Source organism: Chryseomicrobium aureum (assembly GCF_043182735.1).
Taxonomy (GTDB): Bacteria; Bacillota; Bacilli; order Bacillales_A; family Planococcaceae; genus Chryseomicrobium; species Chryseomicrobium aureum.
In genome coordinates this window covers 160304-178234 of sequence record NZ_CP171117.1, presented here as the reverse complement: position 1 = coordinate 178234, position 17931 = coordinate 160304, and the positions used below count along the sequence as shown (strand labels likewise).

The window sequence follows — 17931 nt, the reverse complement described above, 5'->3', positions numbered from 1 at the left end:
AAAGCAGGTCCACTAGGGCCTGCTTTTTGTCAATTATTGAGCTGTATACCCGCCGTCTACTACTAAACTTGAACCTGTCATGAAGCTTGAATCGTCAGATGCTAAGAACAATACTGCTTTCGCCATTTCGTCAGCTTGACCCAAACGCTTCATCGGTGTCATATCTTTCAAAACCGCTTTACTTTCTTCCGGAATAATCGGTGTATCGATAAATCCAGGACATAATGCGTTCACACGAATGTTCTCAGATGCATACTCAAGACCGATTGAACGTGTAAAGTTTACTACTCCACCTTTGGCAGCATTGTAAGCAGCAGATCCCGGTGAACCGACCCAACCGTACATAGAAGCGGTATTTACAATGACGCCTCCATCCTGCTCTTTAAATGCACGAATTGCTTCACGAGCAACCAAGAAAACGCCATCTAAATCGACAGCCACTGTCTTTCTCCACTCATCATACGATAAATCGTGCGTCGGTGTAACACGACCAATTCCTGCATTGTTAAAGACAACGTCTACTTTGCCATACGCTTCTTTTGCTTTTGTAAATACAGCTGTCACTTCTTCTTCACTCGTCACATCCGCTTTTACGAAAATCGCGTCTGATAACTCTTTTGCAAACGCTGTACCCAAATCTTCTTGTAAATCAACTAGCACAAGCTTCGCCCCATGCTCACTAAATAACTTTGCAGTTGCGGCACCAATTCCAGATGCTCCACCTGTAATTACGGCTACTTTTCCTTCTAATTTTGCCATTTGTTACTCCTCCTTTAATGTGTGGTTGCGACGACTTAGCAATTGTGGGATGCTAAAGATACTGCTCTTACTTTTAGTCTATAGGAAGCGATTTCAAAAGCACTCACTAGCTTTAAGTGATGTGTCGAGAATATCGACACTTCCTTATCTTGTGTCGATTGGAGGAGAGGTATGAAAGAAGATTCCGCAGCAGCTCGCAGAACCAAAAGAAACTTTCAATTAGCTCTGATGGAACTGGTGCATGACAAAGGTTTTCATGCTGTGACGATCAAAGAACTCGTCGAGAAGACAGACTACAACCGAACGACCTTTTATCTCTATTACCATGATAAATACGAGTTGAGCGAATCACTTTTGCGTGAGAAACTGACCGGTCTAGAAGTTGCAGTTGGTACCTCCTATTATTCTGGTCAATTGGTAGACACTAAGGAAATGGGCCACGAATCATTTAGCCTACTAACATATATCCGAAAAGAACGATTATTTTTCGATTTGCTATTTGTTGCCGATACTTTACCCGGCTTGCTTCATGCCTTCCCAGAGACAATCGAACGGATTTATGATGAGCAATTTAGATTTCAAACCATCGATCATCAACCAGTAAATATGAAGATTTTTAAGCGCTATATGGCAAATGGACTCTACGGTCTTATTCGCGAGTGGATTCAAAGTGGCTACTCGAAAGATGAGAACGAATTCATTCAAGATTTGATTGACTTAACGCGAACACACATTGCTTCTTACACATTTTTTGGACAAACAAAAAAGAACCAAGATTTATGAACTTGGTTCTTTCGGTAAAGAAATGCGATAGAGGTATAAACCAATGGCTGCTAGCACAAGTGCAGGGAAATAAAGCGGTATGTGATAGATTGGGTCTATATCTTGCAAATACGGCCATCTTTGTACGCCTATAAACAATGCTATACTGAATACTAAATAAATAGTTCCAAATACACGATTTTTCATACTGAACTCCTTACTATACGTATTTATTTGAATGGAGGCTACATGCATGCCAGCTCATAAAACACTGACAGTACGTTCTCTTGTAACCAAACACAAAGGAATCTTCCAAGAGTATGCCACAGTTGTACCTGAAAAAGCACGGCTTTTTTTAGAAAAATTACACGATACCGACTATCAATCCCATGTAGAGCTTGCTCTTTTCGAACCACAATCTACCGTCGATCAAGTAGAAGGCACATTTTTCGTAGGCATCCTTGTTTCTGAACAACCGCCACACCCGCCAGCAGGTATGGAGTATATGGAAATCACCCGTGATTATGCTTTTGCTAAAGGGACGATTGATGAAATCGGTGAGTTGCATGTGACACTCTCTAACTGGATGCTTGAAAATGAACTACAATTTGATTTGACTGGCTACATTATCGAAATGTACTTCCCTACTGATAAAGGCGAGGAAGTAGAAATCTACTTACCGATCAAGACGAAATAACCCCTTCTAAGAAGGGGCTATTTTTATACAACAGGTCTCCACCAAGTTTTTGTTTCATACGCATCTAACGTTGCGACATCTAGTGTCTCTCCGATTTTGGGAATCACTACATGAGCACCTCGTTGTTTACCGAGCTCCATCATTTGTTCAGGTGGGTCATCCCACTTGTGGAATGCCAATGTAAAAGCTGCCCAATGAACCGGTAACACATGTTTCCCTTTTACATCCAAAAATGCCTGCATACTCTCATCAGGATGCATGTGAACACCCGGCCAGCGCTCATCGTATTGTCCACTTTCCATAATGACAAGATCAAACGGCCCATATCTGCGACCGATTTCTTCAAAATGTTTACCGTATCCACTGTCGCCACTATAGAAAATCTTTGTATCTTCCCACTCAAAGACCCAAGAGCACCATAACGTTTCTCCGTAGTCGATACCTAAACGACCGGAAAAATGACGAGATGGGGCAGCTGTAAAGCGGATACCCTCTTCTTGTAAAGATTCCCACCAATCGAGTTCAAAGATACGGTGTTTCGGAACACCCCAGCCCTCTAATCGGTCTCCAAGACCAAGTGGTACGAAGAACTTACGCACTCGATCTTTGATATGCTGCAGCGTATCATAATCTAAATGATCATAATGGTCATGCGAATAAACGACGTAATCTATATCTTCTAAACAATCGATATCGAATTGTTCTACTACCGGATAGCGCATATCTTTTACTTTGAATGGAAGAGGTACTTTCCCTAGCATCGGGTCGACTAGGATAGTTTTATCTTTCCATTCGATTAAAAAGCATGAATGCCCTAGCCACGTGACGTGCGGTGTTTGGACATTATCGTGACACGCAAACTTCACCGTTGGTAGTGGATTAGCAGGATGTAGATCGGCTTTTCCTACAAAGTAATCTTTTGCTAGACTTTGAAGGGTTTCAAATCCCCCAGGTGATACAATCGGCGGGGTATTGCGGAACTTGCCGTCTTTGTAATGTGGTAATTGTTCAAATTGCTTCTTCTGTTTCCGTGAAACACGTTTGCCAAACGTCGGGTTTGCGACAATATAAGCGGCCACCGCCGCGACTGCTGCACCTGCAATCCATCTTTTCTTAATTTGCATACCGTCCACCTCTTTCTATAGTGTGAATTCCCGTAAATAGTATAAAGATAAACTATGCGGTGATAATTTCCCAGCCTTGCTCTTTTGCATAGGCTTTCAAATCTGCATCCGGTTGAACGGCTACTGGATTTCCAACAAGTCCAAGTACGTCAATATCGTAAATACTGTCGCCGTATGCGTAGCTCTCTTCCCAGTCGACGTCGACTTCTTTCAAATTTTCTTCAATGCGCACAATTTTTTGGCGTTCGTGTACATGCGACAACTCTGTGACTTTTGTTAGCATACCGTTCGCTAGAGGTACTTCTGTCCCGAGTTTCGCATCAATCGGCAAGTCACGGAGCACTTCATCCAGCATAATATCAAATGCACCTGAAATGACGAGCACGCGATGTCCTTGTTCATGGTGCCAATTCAAGCGGTCAATTACTTCTTGATTAAAGTCCCCTGACATTTCCTCGGCCATTTCTCGAAAATAGCTTCGTAATTCTGCTTCTGAAGCTCCTTCAAACGTTTTCAAATAAATTTCCATCGCTTTTTTGCGCATCGTTTTTTCCGGAGTCATTTTCATTTTATATAATAAATAAATGGGCATGAGCCGGCGCATAAACTTCTTGTACCGCTTGCCATACACGTCATGATTTTGAAGAAACCGCATCAGTAATGAGTAAGTTTCATATTTGTAAATCGTACGGTCAAAGTCAAACAAAGCCACTTTCATAAATCGTTCCTCCAAGTCCATTGCTGTTTCTTTTAGTGTACAGGAATTTACTGAGAAATGAAAAAACGAAACCGACAAAATCGGTTTCGCACTGGATCAATAGACGATATGAATTTCGTTTCCTGCAGCGTCTGCTGTGATTAAGATATTCTCATTCCAGTCAACACGCGCACCAAAGGCTTGTAAACGTTCTGCAAGTTGCTGTTGTTTGTCAGCATCTTGCACATCGAGTGTATAGTGAACAAGGCCTGCTGAATGCTTTGCCGGTTGCGGAGCACCAACACCGTTCCAGACATTCAAACCGATGTGGTGGTGGTAACGATTGTCTGAGATGAAGAGCGCTTGGTGACCATATCGTGTAACCACTTCAAAATCGAGACCTTGTGTGTAAAATGCTTCTGCGCGCCCAATGTCATCTACATGCAAATGAATATGCCCCATGACTGTATTTGCAGGAAGACCTGTCCATTCTTCCACAGTTTCTTTTGTTAATAAGTCTTCAAAGTTTAATGGATCGACCGTCATTTCAACAGAGTCTCCGTGCCACGTCCACTCTTCCGGAAGGCGATCGCGGTAAATTTCAATCCCATTTCCGTCTGGGTCGGCAAAGTATAATGCTTCGCTGACTAAGTGATCAGAAGAACCCAGCTGTACTCCTTGATTCACTAGATGTGGTACGATGCTGGCTAAAGATTGGCGTGTCGGAAGTAGGATAGCAAAGTGATATAAACCTGTTGTGCGTGGCTGTTTCGGAGTGACACGTTCTGGCTGAACAAGTGTCAAGAGCACATCTCTCCCATTCGCTGTTAAGGTTGCGTCTGACTCGGTTTGACTTGAGATTTGGAAACCGATGACCCGAGTATAAAAGTCTAGGGAACGTTTTAAATCTGTGACATTGATTGCGACACTAGCTACAAAAGTGGTAGGTTTTTGATGAAAGTTCATGTAAAGTCTCCTTAGTTACTATTTGTAACTTAGTTTATAATAGTAATCTAGAATTGTCAATACTTGTTGTCTCATAAGAAAAACCACTCGTATACTGAGTGGTTAAAAGGTATCCTGTGGAGCCTTCTGTCGATCTAACTTCATTGAAATCTCTTCGAGTACGCGTACTTTTGCGCGCTGCGTTTGAATGAGTTGCACCATGAACCAAATTACAAAACCAACGATGGCTAGTACAAATACTAAATAAAAAAGACCAAACAGACCAAATCCTACCGTCGTTATTCCTTGCATCACTACCGCCTCCTTGAACAGATTTACGTTTCATAAACAAAATGGTTTCAAAAAAACCGACTCCCTAAAAAGGAAGTCGGTCAGTTTCACTCTTCTGTATCTACGAGCGATTTATTTTTTTGGAATTTGCGTAATACTTCATAAACAACTGGAACAACAATTAGCGTTAATAGGGTAGACGAGAACAACCCGCCAATTACAGTAATGGCTAAGTCTTGCGATACAAGACCGCCTCCACCGCTCGACAACGCCATTGGAACCATTGCTCCAATTGTCGCAATCGCCGTCATCAAGATTGGACGAAGACGAGTAGCCCCTGCTTCTAATAAAGCATCACGTACAGAGAGTCCTTCGCGTTCCATCTGGATCACACGGTCAACTAGTACAATCGCATTCGTGACAACAATACCGATCAGCATTAGAAGACCCATCATAACAGAAACAGAGATAGTTTGCCCTGCAATAAAGAGCCCGGTAAAGGATCCGATTACTGCAAACGGAAGGGAGAACAGAATCGCAAATGGTGCGAGTCCACCACCGAACGTCACGACTAGAATAAAGTAGACAATCGCAATCGCTGCTGCCATCGCAATTCCAAGCTGCGTAAACGTTTCGTTGATGTCTGCGGTGACACCACCTGTCTCGACTTTTACACCCATAGGCAAGTCAAGCGTGTTAATGGCTTCTTGCGCATCAGCACTTGGGCCAGATACGTCATTGCCAGCAATCGTACCTGATACGGAAGCGTAGTATTCTCCTTCCGAACGACTCAACGTATTTTGTGTCGTCCCTTCTTCTACTTCTACCAGTTCTCCGATTGTCATCGTCGTACCCATAGCAGTCGGAATCGGTGTTTCAAGTAATGCTTCAAATGTCTCAGCAGTTGCTGCTTCTTCACGCTGAACGATAACATCCAAATCGCCATCATCCGTGCGAATGGTTGTAATGACTTCATCCTGACCAGTCGATGATAAGGCCATTAGAATTTGCCCTGCTGTTAACCCGTACTGTAAGACATCCTGCTGCTCAATACGTAAAATGTTTTCAACATATGGATTTTCAACACCTGAAGTGACTTCTTCTAACCCGTCTACTTCCGTCATGGCTTTTTCAACTTCTTCCACTGACGTTAGTAAGTCATCTAAATCTTCACTATATAGCGTATACGCGACTTCATTCGATGACATCATACCGCCACCCATAAAGTCTTGTTCGCTCCACTCACCCGACTGATCGAGTTGCGATAAGTACGTCGTAATCTCATTTCTATACTCTTCAAACTCTTCTACTGAGATTGCATCGTCAAAGATTAAGTAAAGAAGCGCTCCGTCACTTCCTCCCGCCATCATGGCCGCCATATCAGCAGAAGAGGCATCCGTAATAGAGAGTTGAACGACATCAATTTCATCACGTGTCAGCAACTCTTGTTCAACTTCTTCAATGTTCGCAACCGTCTCATCCTGCAATTCTCCCGCAGCTGGTGAGTACGTCACATACATCATTTTCTCCGTTTGAGACCCTAAGAACGAGAAGCCAATCAACGGTGTAAGAGCAAGTGATCCAACAAGAAGTGCAACTGCAATGATGGAAGTGATCCATTTATGATTCAATGCTTTTTCAAGTACACCTTTAAACCACAATGCTAATTTCCCGACTTCTTGATGGGAAGAAGCAGTCTTCTCTCCGTATAACTTTTTACGGAATAAACTGTGCGACATCGCTGGAACAATAGAAATCGCTACAGCAAGGGACGCAAGCAATGCAAACGACATGGTCAATGCAAACGGTAAGAACAACTCACCTACCATACCTCCGACAAACACGAGTGGTGCAAATACTGCAATCGTAACAAGTGTAGAAGACAAGATCGGCTTGAACATCTCAATTGTTGCGGATTGAATGAGCTTTCTACCCGACAACTTCTCTTCTTTCAAATGCATGCGTCGGTAAATATTTTCTACCACGACTATGGAGTCATCGATGACTCGACCGATTGAAACCGTAATCGCTCCGAGCGTCATAATATTCAACGTGATATCTAACCAGTTTAATAAGAGTAATGCTACAAAAATTGAAACTGGAATGGAGACAATCGCAATCAATGTGGAGCGGAAGTCGCGTAAGAAGATTAAAATAATCGCAACAGCAATCAATCCACCGATTAATGCTTTTTCAATCATGGCAAATACAGATTCTTCAATCGGATCTCCCTGATCCAGTGTAATATCAATGACAAGACCATCTACTTCACTTTCAAATTCGGTCATCAATTCTTTCACAGCATTGACGACTGTGACCGTATTGGCTTCTTGCCCTTTCACCACTTGAATGGCAATCGCATCTTCTCCATTTGTGCGAGCAATCGACTCGACTTGACCGACAAGTTCGATCGTCGCTAGTTCAGAAAGCTCTACAAAAGGTGCTGGGTTCGTTTCTGAAGGCGTAACCGGAATGAGTAGTTCTTGCAGCTCTGCAAGAGTTGTGAGGGCACCGTCAATATAGACAGCCTCTTCCCCTTCTTCAAACTCATACAAACCTAAAGAAACCGCTAAGTTACTCGCGTCTAACATTTGTTTGACGTCGTCTTCTGTCACTCCATATTGTTCAAGTGCTGCTTGATTATACGTCAAATGAATCTCTTCTATATGTTGTCCATTGACTGTAGCAGACGCCACACCATCGATTTTTTCAATCTCTGGCAAAATAGAGTTTTCAACGCGCTCTGTTAATTCAACAATCGATTCCGATTCACTACTCACAGAAAGAGCAACGACTGGGAACATGTTTAAACTAATTGCTAAAATGGAAGGTGTTTCTACCTCTTCTGGTAATGTGACACCATCCAGAGCAGATTCAAGCTCTCGCTTTTTCTGGTCCATATCGACCCCGTATTCATATTCAATCTGTACTTGGGATACATTCGCAGATGAATTTGAAAATACAGCTTTGACATCTTCTAAACTTTCTACAGCTTGTTCTAATGGAATGGAGACTTCATCCATTACTTGTTCTGCAGTGGCACCTGGATAGACTCCTGCTACTATCAAGTAAGGAATTGAAATATCCGGAATCGACTCCATTTTCATTTGTGTAGTGGAATAGATTCCTGCAAAGGTTACAATTAGAGTAAGTAACCACACCGCAAATTTATTTTTTAAGACGAAACGTACGAAACCTTGCACAACGAACTCCCTTTCTTTTTGACGAATTTCAATCACTACTTTATACTAATGACCGATTGGTCAACAGTCAATCTATCGCATTCGAAATGAGGCGTAAAATATGTCAAAAAAACAACAGATTCTTGAAACCTCCATTCAGCTATTTGCCAAACAAGGTATTGAAGCGACTTCAATCCAACACATCACTCGTTCTACTGGAATTTCAAAAGGCGCTTTTTATCTAGCCTTTTCTTCCAAAGAAGAGCTTATAAAAGAGATTATCGATACATTCATGCAACAGTTTGTTGCCGATATTGACCAAGTGGTCACATCACTAATTCCAGCATCAGAAAAACTTCAGAATTACTTCGCAGCGCACCTGGATTTACTTGTGAAACATGCAGATTTTGCGAAAATGTATGCGCAAGAGCAAATGCATTCGATCAATGAAGACATCTTATCGGATCTAATTGTGTACGATACACTCATCGACCGATCCTTGCTCTCTCTGTTTCATGAACTGTATCCAACGCACACAACTGACCAGTCTGCGGACTTATTAGTAGCGGTCAAAGGACTTGTGCGTATTTATTCACAACTAATTTTGTTTCATCCCTATCCTCATGACACGAAACAGATTCTAGATAGTTTAGTGGAAAAGACGGAAATTTTAGCGAAACACTCTACAACGTGTTATATCACGGAAGAGATGATGCGTATTCCGGTTCAAACCGATAAACTAGCAACTACACCTGCTCATCTCAAAGCTGTAGTGAGCGAACTTCTTTCTGATGAGCATCCAGTACTCATCCAAGAATCCTTTGCAATTTTAGTAGAGGAGTTGGATCAAGAATTCCCACGCCAAGCGCTACTTCAGGGTCTTGCTGCAAACTTCATGACCTACACGCCAACAAAGTGGCTTGCTTACTTGGTGAAACACTATACACACAAAAAAGACGCCTAATCGGCGTCTTTTTTACGTAAGAAGCTGCGCATTTTTTACGAGTTCTTGGTAATAGGTATTGGTTTCTACAAGGTGATGATGCGTACCGACACCTTGTATCTGCTTGTCTCGCAAAATGACAAGTTGATCTGCGTGCTGTACAGTCGACAAGCGGTGCGCGATGACCAGCGTCGTTCGTCCACGCATGACAGTTTGAAGCGCCTCTTGTACAAGTCGTTCCGATTCCGTATCAAGACTTGAAGTTGCTTCGTCTAGTAGTAATATACGCGGGTTGCGCAGTACGGCTCGAGCAATTGCAATTCTTTGACGTTGTCCACCTGAAAGTTTGATCCCGCCTTCACCTACTGGCGTCTCAAGTCCTTGCTCAAGTTTCATTATAAACTCCCACGCATTGGCTTGGCGTAGAGCTTGTTCTATAGCTGTATCCGTAGGCACTTGTTCCACACCATATAGGATATTGTCTCGAATCGTTCCGTTCATCAAAGGACTTTCTTGAGAGACGTACCCAAAGAGACCCCGCCATTCTGCCAGTTTAATCTCTCGAATATCTGTGTCCCCGTAGTTAATACCTCCGTGTTTCGGTTCATAAAAGCGCTGGAGCATCGAAAACATCGTCGTTTTTCCTCCACCGCTTTCGCCAACAAACGCTGTGACTTTTCCTCTTGGAATACTTAAGGAAATATCTTCGAGAATCACTTTCTCTCCGTAAGCAAACGTCACATCGTGGAGAACGACATCTTGCTCTGTAGAAGGAAGCGATTTCCCCTCCGCATTTTCCTGTGCCCGCTCTAAAATATCTTGAATGCGTTCTGTTGCACCTACCGTCTTTTGATACGCTGTGAAAAAGCTCGCCATTTGAGTGAAGGGCACAATGATTTGAATCAAGTAAAATATAATCGCGACCAAGGCCCCTGCAGATAAAGCTCCAGAAGCGACTTGAGCTCCTCCATACCCAAATACAACAATTAACACGAGGGTCATAATAAGGGTCATAACGGGAGAAAGAATCGATACGAGTTTTGCCTCTTTTAAATAAAACTTATAAATCCGGTCCACTTGTTGTTCTCCGTGAATCCGCTCCCTGGCTTCAGACTGGCTGTATTTGACGAGACGGATGTTTTGAAGAACACGACCTAGCTGCGCACTAAACGTTGCGACTTCATCTTGTGTCGACTTCGCCACCTTTGACATAACACGTCCGATCGGAAACATGACAGCGAGTGTGACTGGAACTGAGACTAATAGAATCAATGTCATTCTCCAGTCGATCCAAAGCAAAATACCGACAGCTCCGATGACCGTCAAAATGCTCGTGAAGAATGTAATCAAATGATCGGTAATAAGCGATTTGATTACACTCGTGTCTTGTAAAATACGGCTCATCAATTCTCCAGATTCTTCATTATCAAAAAAACCGACAGGAAGGCCAAGGACATGACGCCAGACACGATTGCGAATGTAAGCTACTACATATTCTCCAATCTTCCGCATCAAATAAAATGCGATTCCAGATAAGACGGCTTGAACAATTAATAATAGCGCAACGCCACCTAGTAGAAGTGGACTAATTCCTCCTTCTGTGAAACTATCGATGAAGTTCATAGTAAGTAAAGGAATGACAAGACCAAAGCCTGTTTCCACTAAACTAAAGAGAAATGCGAAGGCAATCATCCACTTCGGCCACCTCATTCCATCCACTAACGATTTCATTTTCATTGTGCATCCTCTTTCTGACCACTATATTTTATTTAAAACTGATACTTTTTGAGGGTTCAGTTCCCTGGTAAAGTAGGACTAACTCAATTTGAAGAAAGAAGGAATTTGTATGCAAAACCCTCAATCGCTGTCTCGACCGATTGCTCGTGGCAAGACGTTTGATTTAATTCTAACATCAATGCTCGTCGCATTAGTATTTGTATCCACTATGTTATTGAATATTCGTATTCCGTTCTTCGCTGCAAACGGTGGATTAGTTCATTTAGGCACTGCGATGTTGTTTATTTCTGCGATGTTGTTTGGTCCGAAAAAAGGAGCAGCAGCAGGTGCACTCGGTATGGGGCTGTTTGATATCATGGGTGGCTGGTTACTGTGGGCACCTATCACAATCGTTGCACGTGGTATCCAAGGGTATGTAGTCGGGAAAGTGGCTTGGTCGAAAAATCGAAATGGCACTAGCATCGGCTGGAATATTGTGGCTGCTGTCATTTCAATACCGTTCATGCTAGTCGTTTACTACATTGGAGAAGCTATCATGTTCTCAAGCTTTGTGATTCCGTTAGCTTCTATTCCAGGGAACCTGATTCAGAATGCAGTTGGTTTATTAATTGCCATTCCAGTAGTCATTGCTTTAAAGAAATTACCATATTTTAAATAACAAAAAACACGGCCACTTCACTGAATGGCCGTGTTTTTGTTTATTACGAGATGAATAAAAGATACGTTGTTACGAAATAGACGATAACAGTAAGTATAGATGGAATTAAGTACATTGCTAGGCTCGTAGTTGGCCTACGGCGAATTCCGTAGATGACCAATAGAGACAAGAATGTAATACTGATACCCGTCGTGATGTGACTTTCTGCTGCAGCATTTAAGATAGAGCCATCTCGGTAAACGAAATCAGACATAACAAGAATCAACATGTTGAAGATGTTACTACCTAATATTGAACCGAATGCTAAGTTTACATTACGTAACCGGAGCGCTACATAGACTGAAACAGCTTCCGGTAAGGAAGTCGTTGCAGCGATTAAGAAACTTCCGACGAAACTTGAACCAAGACCTGTTAAAACAGCAATCTGATCACCTAGGATGGATAGGGCTGTACCTGCACCCATGATGACAAGGGCTGAAATTGCAAAGCCAATGATGGCTTTCTTTAACGAAATATCTGAATGAGGATTCCCAGGCTTTTTCTTAGACTTCTTCTCCGTTGTAGGTTCCACTACTGGTTTCATTGAAGAAGATTTTTTGTTCATGTAAATTAAACCCGCGATATAAATTACTAGAATTCCAATCATGTCGATGCCGACTCCAAAGACTGCAGGAGTTTGGCTATATACTAAACCTGAAAGGGCCAAAGCGGTAAGAATAATTGCTAATACTGCAGAATACAGGTGTGTACGATCAATTTTTTCGTATAATTTTGTGCTTCGGAAATACAAGTCAAACGTTGCTAAAACTAGTAAATTAAATAAATTTGAGCCGAGTACGTTTCCGACTGCGATGTCGGGATTTCCGATTAGCACTGCTGAAAGACTGGTAGTTACTTCGGGTAATGAAGTCGCACCTGCAAGTAAGATTGTTCCTACTAACATGCCTCCCATAGATGTTTTGGTACTTAATACATCTGCAAATGTTGATAATTTCATTGCTGTGTAAAGCGTTATACCTGCTACAAGAATAAATAAGATATAGACCATTGCGTTCACTCCTTATAATGTGGAAAGTAGAGACAAAAAAAGACCTTTTTATAAAAACACCTGAATACATCAGTCTGTTTTCATAAAAAGGTCTTGTGCGCTCAATTCGAGCGGGACGATCCGGGTACATTGTACCGAATTGACGAATGCGTCGCTTGCCACTACTCCCCTATTTATAAAAACAGTATACAACCTCTACCCGCTGTTGTCTATTCTTAATCCTTTGTGAAACTTTTTTAGCGTCGTCTCCGTCTAATTAGTACGAGAAAGGTGGGACTACTATGAAGAAAATTATAATTGTCATAGGGATGCTCACGGTCTCCATTAGTCTATTTGCACTTTATGAGCGGCTCGCGCATCCGCCATTACCATTTTCTTCATTAGCTCCTCCTGAAGTGGCACAAAAAATCTCCGCTTCTAATGCACCTCTCGTTTATTTAACGGAAGAAGAAGATTCGTTATGGTATGCGGTGAAAGAAACGCGGACGGATCTAGCAAATCAGCGTATCGAAGAATTTATGGCTTCATATGGATGGGAGTTGCGTGAGCTAGATGGTAATGGCCTATTTTTTTCTAATTCAGACGCAAAGATCATTCTGACAACACAAAAATGGACAAAAAATTATACACTTGTGCAGGTCCCGAAAGGATAACTTTTCCTTTGGGGCTTTTCTTTTTTTGCTGCGTATGAAACCATGGAGAAACGTGCGTTGTCTAACGAGTAGGAAAGGATGCGATGATGTGACAGAAGACCAAAAGAACGACAGGTTGAACGAAGCTATGCAGGAGCATGGTGACATGATAAAACGCGTCATCTATTCCTACGTTCGAGATTTGCAAAAAGCTGAAGATCTCACGCAAGACACATTTCTTAAATTTTATTTAGGGATGGAGCGTTTTGAAGGGCGCGCTTCTCTAAAAACGTACTTGTACCGAATTGCCGTCAATGAAAGCTTGAATTACTTGAAAAGTTGGCATGCACAAAAAGTGAAGTTCAGTGATAAACTCAAAATTTTTGGCAAGCGTGCAAGTAATGAAGAGACGTTCCTTGAGAAAGAAAAAACATCGGAATTACATATCGTGCTTGAATCAATGCCGCTTCATTATAGAGAATCTTTGTGGCTCCATTATTACGCCGAGCTCTCGGTCAACGAAACAGCTGAGGTCTTGGGTTGTTCTCCAAATACTGTGAAAACTAGGCTTGCAAGAGGTCGCGAACTACTACGGAATGAATTGGAGGTGGAGTGGAATGGATCTGAAACAGCTTCTAAATGAAACACTGCCGAAAGACATCTCGTTCAGTGAACGTGAGCAGCAACTTGTACGAGAGCGCGTTCGGAAAAAGAAAACGCCCGCAACTTTGAAGTTCTTACCTTTAGCCGCTTTACTTTTCATTGGAGTGATTGGGTATGCGCTGTTTACGAGTTTTACTGAATCTACGGCATCACCATTCACTTCTCATGAAGAAGTCATTGTACCGGACACGTACCAAAGTGCCCTGCATTGGTCGGTTTATGTTCCAGAGACACATGAACTCATTTTCGCGAAAGAAGATGGTGCCTATAGCTATTCGATTGATGAAAAATTCACAGAGAAAATTGCGAATTTTGCTTCCCTAGGACAGTTCAATTTTGTGGCGAATGACAAATGGTTTGTTTGGGGAGATTTTGACAATGAAGATTACACACTCAATATACTGAATCGTAACAATAGAGAACTAACGGTCATTCCTTCTATCAATCCTATTGAACTAACTTTAGAAGGTAACTCACTTTTTTATTCGAACTTTTACACAAACGATCATCATTATTATGTAATGGATTTGAAATCACAAAAGAGTGAAAACATTCTGCTTCACACTTCTCAAGAATTTGACTCTATGAGAGGGCATGCACAAGATGGGAAAGCTGCGATAATGGAAGTATTTGAAGGCATTGCTATCGTATCTATCTATGATACACTAACCGGCAAGTTGATTCAGCAGCAATCGAATCTTCCGTACACTTCTTTATATAACATGTATGTGGTAGAAGACCGGGTGTATTTTGACTTTGCAACTGAAGAAGGCCGACTTGAACTTGGGTATATGGACATCCAAACAGGTGCTTTCCAAATGATTGAAACACCTGAATACAGCTATTCAGCGATTCATGGGAACTATCTAGCACTCAGTGTCGTAGATCGTTGGGGGGAAGATACCGATGACGTAGAACTCTTTACAATCGAAAACAACAAAGCAGTTCCATTCAGCGACTTTCCGAAAGTAAAAGGGCGTCTTGTTACGCCGCAGTTTGCTCCAGACGGCACGCTTCAGATGGTAGAAGAAAATTATTTTGATGGTGGCCCAACTATTCATTTAATCAAACCATAAAAAACCTCGGCGCAATCGCCGAGGTTTTAGTTTGTCTCCATTACCGCAAACTAGTTGTCTATACATCTCATAAGAAAATCTTTTGAGGACCTGCTACACTAGTACGTAGAACCAATTAGACGAAACGAGGGATTTGAGTGATTGATTTACGTAGTGATACAGTGACCAAACCAGACGAACGCATGCGCCGTGCCATGTATGAAGCGGAAGTCGGCGATGATGTGTACGGGGAGGATCCGACTGTTAACCGATTAGAAGAGAGAGCAGCAGAACTACTCGGAAAAGAAGCGGCTTTATTTGTCACAAGTGGCACACAAGGAAACCAAATTGCAGGACTGGTGCATTGTAGACCTGGTCAAGAAGTCATCTTAGAATCACAAGCACACATCTTTCTCTATGAAGGTGGTGCGATGTCCGCACTTGCTGGTCTTCAACTAAAACCAATTGATGGCCTCCGTGGCGCAATGGACCCCATTCACGTAGAAGCAGCGATTCGCGGAGCAGATATTCATGAACCGGAAACAGGTTTGATCTGTCTCGAGAACACGCATAATAAAGCAGGTGGTGCGGTACTTCCCGTTGAACATATGAAGGCAATCTACGAAGTCGCACAAAAACATCGCATTCCAGTTCACTTAGACGGAGCTCGTCTATTTAACGCACAAGCTGCTACTGGAATCCCCGTTTCAGAGTTTGCCAAGCATACGGACACTGTCCAGTTCTGCTTGTCGAAAGGGCTTGGGGCTCCTGTAGGTTCCATTATTGCAGGATCTGCCGATTTTATTCGGCATGCACGAAAATGGCGGAAACGTCTAGGCGGTGGACTTCGCCAAGTCGGAGTACTGGCTGCCCCTGCACTTATTGCACTGGAAGAGAATCCTGTTCGTTTACAGGAAGATCATCGGTTAGCTAAACAGCTGGCAGAAGGAATTCAACAACTAGATACGTTTCATTTAGTAAATGCGGTCGAAACAAATATCCTTCTGGTTGAACTGACAAATTCGGCACATACAACAGAGGCATTGTTAGCACATTTAAAAGAACATGGAATTTTAGCGGGTGGTTTTGGTCCAGGCATTATTCGCTTTGTCACAAATAACGGAATTACAGAAAAAGACATCCAGCTAATACTGGATGCTTTGCATCAATTTACTGAGTAGCTCACGCAGCTACTCTTTTTTAATTTCCATAAACGTCGTCATAACTATGATACCCATCCTGAATTACTGTAGAATCAATGGTGTCGCGCATGACAGCAATTGGTTCAATCAATACGGATGGCACCTCTTTTTTGCCGTTGTTTACATAACTACTGGTCTCAACCTCTTCCCCTCTTCGGCAGCCGTTTGCGACAGCTGCTAATAAACTAGCCCATTTCCATACAGATTTCTTGTTCATTTCTTAACCCTCTCCCTTACCTGAAATGATTTCTACTTCAGTATAGAAAGCGAAGAGTTCTTATGTAAGCGCTATCACGGGTAATCTTTTATACTCTTCTGTATTTTTTTAAGAAGAGTGTCTGAAAATTAAAAAAAGAGCCTGACACTCATGTGTCAGACTCTCGAATTTCTATACCCATTTTGCTAAGTCATCAATTGGAAGGCGTACAGATTGATATCCCTCTTCAGCAGCTTTACCGATTGAGATCAGCATAACCGCTTCAAAGCGTTCTTTATCTAGGCCATATGCTTCTGCGATATGGTCTTTATCAAATCCACCGATTGGATTTGTCGCATACCCGCGCGCTTGCGCAGATAACATGATTTGCATTGCTGCTAGGCCTGCATCTAGGAAGTTCATTGTTTTCAGGCGCTCTTTTGGAATGTCCTTCAACATCCCTTGAATAGCCGGAACTTGTCGATCACGAACATCTGCTGGCATAACGCCTTTTTCTACAGCTAAATCATAAATTTCCTGAGTTGTTTCTACTAGTTCATGCATTTCTTGCTTTGAAATTTTCACTTCTGGATCATATACACGAATAGAACGACGCTCTTTTACTACTTGTTCATACGTCGGTTTTGTCATAGTTGTCATAATAGGTCGCTCACTTTTAGTCTTTGAATGGAAATTAGTCTATCGCGTTTCAGGCGTAGTCGTCAATTTGTCTGCTTGAAGTTCCGGTTATACCAAATCTTCGAAGCTTCTACTTCACTACCTGTTAACTGATGACCATATGGTTCCACATGCATGTCCACTTCTGCCCCGTGTTCGAGTAACATGGCTTTTAATCCTTCTGATTCCGTATACGGTACCATCTGATCATTGACCCCTGCGCCAATGAATACAGGTAAACCAGTTAACTCGGGAATTTTTGCGTCTTGGTTCGGAATCATTGGATGATAGAGGATTGCACCTGCTAAACTATTTTTCTCTGTCATCACTAAGTTTGCAGCGATGTTGGCTCCATTCGAGTAGCCTACAGCCACGACATTTTCGCGATCAAAACCGTACTCTTCTGACGCTTCTTTTATATAGTCATGCAGCTCTTTCGTGCGAAGGGCTAAATCCTCTTGGTCCAACACACCCATAGCTAACCGTTTGAAAAAACGCGGCATCCCGTTTTCTAAAACATTCCCGCGGACACTCAATACATTTGCTTCTTCGTCAATCATCGATGCAATTGACAGCAAGTCATGTTCATTGCCTCCTGTCCCGTGGAGCATTAGTAGTGTAGGTGCTGTTGCGTTTGTTCCTTTTTTAAATACATGTTTCAC

The 17931-nt window shown here is 42.3% G+C and carries 20 protein-coding genes; 8 read left to right on the top strand and 12 right to left on the bottom strand.

The window, feature by feature from the left end:
* Positions 1-33 precede the first annotated feature (33 nt).
* The gene (locus ACF3OH_RS01010) at positions 34-759 is read right to left on the bottom strand and encodes an SDR family NAD(P)-dependent oxidoreductase (protein WP_392455405.1); all 726 of its coding nucleotides are present in this window, start codon (positions 757-759) and stop codon (positions 34-36) included.
* A 171-nt stretch (positions 760-930) separates the two neighbouring features.
* Here ACF3OH_RS01010 and ACF3OH_RS01005 point away from each other — a divergent pair, with 171 nt between their 5' ends.
* Positions 931-1542, top strand: coding sequence for a TetR/AcrR family transcriptional regulator (locus ACF3OH_RS01005; RefSeq protein WP_392455403.1), 612 nt, complete (start codon positions 931-933; stop codon positions 1540-1542).
* On the opposite strand, the gene ACF3OH_RS01000 is transcribed toward ACF3OH_RS01005, so the two are convergent.
* Positions 1537-1728, bottom strand: a complete 192-nt coding sequence (locus ACF3OH_RS01000) for a hypothetical protein (protein WP_204590782.1) — start codon at positions 1726-1728, stop codon at positions 1537-1539. The two genes, ACF3OH_RS01005 and ACF3OH_RS01000, sit on opposite strands and share 6 nt — an antisense overlap.
* 46 nt (positions 1729-1774) lie before the next feature.
* On the opposite strand from ACF3OH_RS01000, the gene ACF3OH_RS00995 reads away from it, so the two are divergent.
* Positions 1775-2218: a GyrI-like domain-containing protein gene (locus ACF3OH_RS00995; RefSeq protein WP_204590784.1), complete on the top strand. Its 444-nt coding sequence runs from the start codon at positions 1775-1777 to the stop codon at positions 2216-2218.
* A gap of 23 nt (positions 2219-2241) precedes the next feature.
* On the opposite strand, the gene ACF3OH_RS00990 is transcribed toward ACF3OH_RS00995, so the two are convergent.
* From ACF3OH_RS00990 to ACF3OH_RS00970, 5 genes are all read right to left on the bottom strand, one after another.
* Entirely contained in the window at positions 2242-3342 is a 1101-nt protein-coding gene (locus ACF3OH_RS00990; protein ID WP_392455401.1) for an MBL fold metallo-hydrolase, read from the bottom strand.
* Between the two features lie 52 nt (positions 3343-3394).
* Positions 3395-4060 carry an HAD family hydrolase gene (locus ACF3OH_RS00985; RefSeq protein WP_392455400.1) on the bottom strand — a complete coding sequence of 222 codons (666 nt, stop codon included), beginning with the start codon at positions 4058-4060 and terminating at the stop codon, positions 3395-3397.
* Positions 4061-4156: 96 nt separating this feature from the next.
* Positions 4157-5005: a VOC family protein gene (locus tag ACF3OH_RS00980; RefSeq protein WP_392455399.1), complete on the bottom strand. Its 849-nt coding sequence runs from the start codon at positions 5003-5005 to the stop codon at positions 4157-4159.
* Positions 5006-5107: 102 nt separating this feature from the next.
* Positions 5108-5296: a hypothetical protein gene (locus ACF3OH_RS00975; protein ID WP_392455398.1), complete on the bottom strand. Its 189-nt coding sequence runs from the start codon at positions 5294-5296 to the stop codon at positions 5108-5110.
* A gap of 86 nt (positions 5297-5382) precedes the next feature.
* Entirely contained in the window at positions 5383-8478 is a 3096-nt protein-coding gene (locus ACF3OH_RS00970; RefSeq protein WP_392456665.1) for an efflux RND transporter permease subunit, read from the bottom strand.
* A 100-nt stretch (positions 8479-8578) separates the two neighbouring features.
* Here ACF3OH_RS00970 and ACF3OH_RS00965 point away from each other — a divergent pair, with 100 nt between their 5' ends.
* Complete coding sequence (locus ACF3OH_RS00965; protein WP_392455397.1) at positions 8579-9421, top strand: TetR/AcrR family transcriptional regulator; 843 nt, start codon at positions 8579-8581, stop codon at positions 9419-9421.
* A gap of 12 nt (positions 9422-9433) precedes the next feature.
* Here the strand turns inward: ACF3OH_RS00965 and ACF3OH_RS00960 are convergent, their stop codons facing one another.
* Entirely contained in the window at positions 9434-11137 is a 1704-nt protein-coding gene (locus tag ACF3OH_RS00960; protein ID WP_204590799.1) for an ABC transporter ATP-binding protein, read from the bottom strand.
* Positions 11138-11246: 109 nt separating this feature from the next.
* On the opposite strand from ACF3OH_RS00960, the gene ACF3OH_RS00955 reads away from it, so the two are divergent.
* Positions 11247-11795, top strand: a complete 549-nt coding sequence (locus tag ACF3OH_RS00955) for an ECF transporter S component (protein ID WP_392455396.1) — start codon at positions 11247-11249, stop codon at positions 11793-11795.
* A 43-nt stretch (positions 11796-11838) separates the two neighbouring features.
* On the opposite strand, the gene ACF3OH_RS00950 is transcribed toward ACF3OH_RS00955, so the two are convergent.
* Complete coding sequence (locus tag ACF3OH_RS00950; RefSeq protein ID WP_392455395.1) at positions 11839-12843, bottom strand: sodium:calcium antiporter; 1005 nt, start codon at positions 12841-12843, stop codon at positions 11839-11841.
* Between the two features lie 281 nt (positions 12844-13124).
* On the opposite strand from ACF3OH_RS00950, the gene ACF3OH_RS00945 reads away from it, so the two are divergent.
* From ACF3OH_RS00945 to ltaE, 4 genes are all read left to right on the top strand, one after another.
* On the top strand, positions 13125-13496 hold the full coding sequence (locus ACF3OH_RS00945) for a hypothetical protein (RefSeq protein ID WP_392455393.1): 372 nt from the start codon (positions 13125-13127) through the stop codon (positions 13494-13496).
* Positions 13497-13584: 88 nt separating this feature from the next.
* Positions 13585-14118, top strand: a complete 534-nt coding sequence (locus tag ACF3OH_RS00940) for a sigma-70 family RNA polymerase sigma factor (RefSeq protein WP_392455392.1) — start codon at positions 13585-13587, stop codon at positions 14116-14118.
* Complete coding sequence (locus ACF3OH_RS00935) at positions 14093-15214, top strand: hypothetical protein (RefSeq protein ID WP_392455391.1); 1122 nt, start codon at positions 14093-14095, stop codon at positions 15212-15214. Before ACF3OH_RS00940 ends, ACF3OH_RS00935 begins: the two co-directional genes overlap by 26 nt.
* Before the next feature lie 137 nt (positions 15215-15351).
* Positions 15352-16374 (top strand): low-specificity L-threonine aldolase, encoded by a 1023-nt coding sequence (ltaE, locus tag ACF3OH_RS00930; protein WP_392455390.1) that lies wholly within the window; start codon positions 15352-15354, stop codon positions 16372-16374.
* 19 nt (positions 16375-16393) lie between these two features.
* On the opposite strand, the gene ACF3OH_RS00925 is transcribed toward ltaE, so the two are convergent.
* The 3 genes from ACF3OH_RS00925 to ACF3OH_RS00915 form a co-directional block, all read right to left on the bottom strand.
* Positions 16394-16612: a hypothetical protein gene (locus ACF3OH_RS00925; RefSeq protein ID WP_392455389.1), complete on the bottom strand. Its 219-nt coding sequence runs from the start codon at positions 16610-16612 to the stop codon at positions 16394-16396.
* Between the two features lie 171 nt (positions 16613-16783).
* Positions 16784-17251: a nitroreductase family protein gene (locus ACF3OH_RS00920; protein WP_392455388.1), complete on the bottom strand. Its 468-nt coding sequence runs from the start codon at positions 17249-17251 to the stop codon at positions 16784-16786.
* 62 nt (positions 17252-17313) lie between these two features.
* Positions 17314-17931, bottom strand: coding sequence for an alpha/beta hydrolase (locus ACF3OH_RS00915; protein ID WP_392455386.1), 618 nt, complete (start codon positions 17929-17931; stop codon positions 17314-17316).

Excerpts from the sequence above, each read along its gene's own strand:
- ACF3OH_RS01010 (WP_392455405.1), bottom strand. The coding sequence starts at position 759 with ATGGCAAAATTAGAAGGAAAAGTAGCCGTAATTACAGGTGGAGCATCT.
- ACF3OH_RS01005 (WP_392455403.1), top strand. The coding sequence starts at position 931 with ATGAAAGAAGATTCCGCAGCAGCTCGCAGAACCAAAAGAAACTTTCAA.
- ACF3OH_RS01000 (WP_204590782.1), bottom strand. The coding sequence starts at position 1,728 with ATGAAAAATCGTGTATTTGGAACTATTTATTTAGTATTCAGTATAGCA.
- ACF3OH_RS00995 (WP_204590784.1), top strand. The coding sequence starts at position 1,775 with ATGCCAGCTCATAAAACACTGACAGTACGTTCTCTTGTAACCAAACAC.
- ACF3OH_RS00990 (WP_392455401.1), bottom strand. The coding sequence starts at position 3,342 with ATGCAAATTAAGAAAAGATGGATTGCAGGTGCAGCAGTCGCGGCGGTG.
- ACF3OH_RS00985 (WP_392455400.1), bottom strand. The coding sequence starts at position 4,060 with ATGAAAGTGGCTTTGTTTGACTTTGACCGTACGATTTACAAATATGAA.
- ACF3OH_RS00980 (WP_392455399.1), bottom strand. The coding sequence starts at position 5,005 with ATGAACTTTCATCAAAAACCTACCACTTTTGTAGCTAGTGTCGCAATC.
- ACF3OH_RS00975 (WP_392455398.1), bottom strand. The coding sequence starts at position 5,296 with ATGCAAGGAATAACGACGGTAGGATTTGGTCTGTTTGGTCTTTTTTAT.
- ACF3OH_RS00965 (WP_392455397.1), top strand. The coding sequence starts at position 8,579 with ATGTCAAAAAAACAACAGATTCTTGAAACCTCCATTCAGCTATTTGCC.
- ACF3OH_RS00960 (WP_204590799.1), bottom strand. The coding sequence starts at position 11,137 with ATGAAAATGAAATCGTTAGTGGATGGAATGAGGTGGCCGAAGTGGATG.
- ACF3OH_RS00955 (WP_392455396.1), top strand. The coding sequence starts at position 11,247 with ATGCAAAACCCTCAATCGCTGTCTCGACCGATTGCTCGTGGCAAGACG.
- ACF3OH_RS00950 (WP_392455395.1), bottom strand. The coding sequence starts at position 12,843 with ATGGTCTATATCTTATTTATTCTTGTAGCAGGTATAACGCTTTACACA.
- ACF3OH_RS00945 (WP_392455393.1), top strand. The coding sequence starts at position 13,125 with ATGAAGAAAATTATAATTGTCATAGGGATGCTCACGGTCTCCATTAGT.
- ACF3OH_RS00935 (WP_392455391.1), top strand. The coding sequence starts at position 14,093 with ATGGATCTGAAACAGCTTCTAAATGAAACACTGCCGAAAGACATCTCG.
- ACF3OH_RS00925 (WP_392455389.1), bottom strand. The coding sequence starts at position 16,612 with ATGAACAAGAAATCTGTATGGAAATGGGCTAGTTTATTAGCAGCTGTC.
- ACF3OH_RS00920 (WP_392455388.1), bottom strand. The coding sequence starts at position 17,251 with ATGACAACTATGACAAAACCGACGTATGAACAAGTAGTAAAAGAGCGT.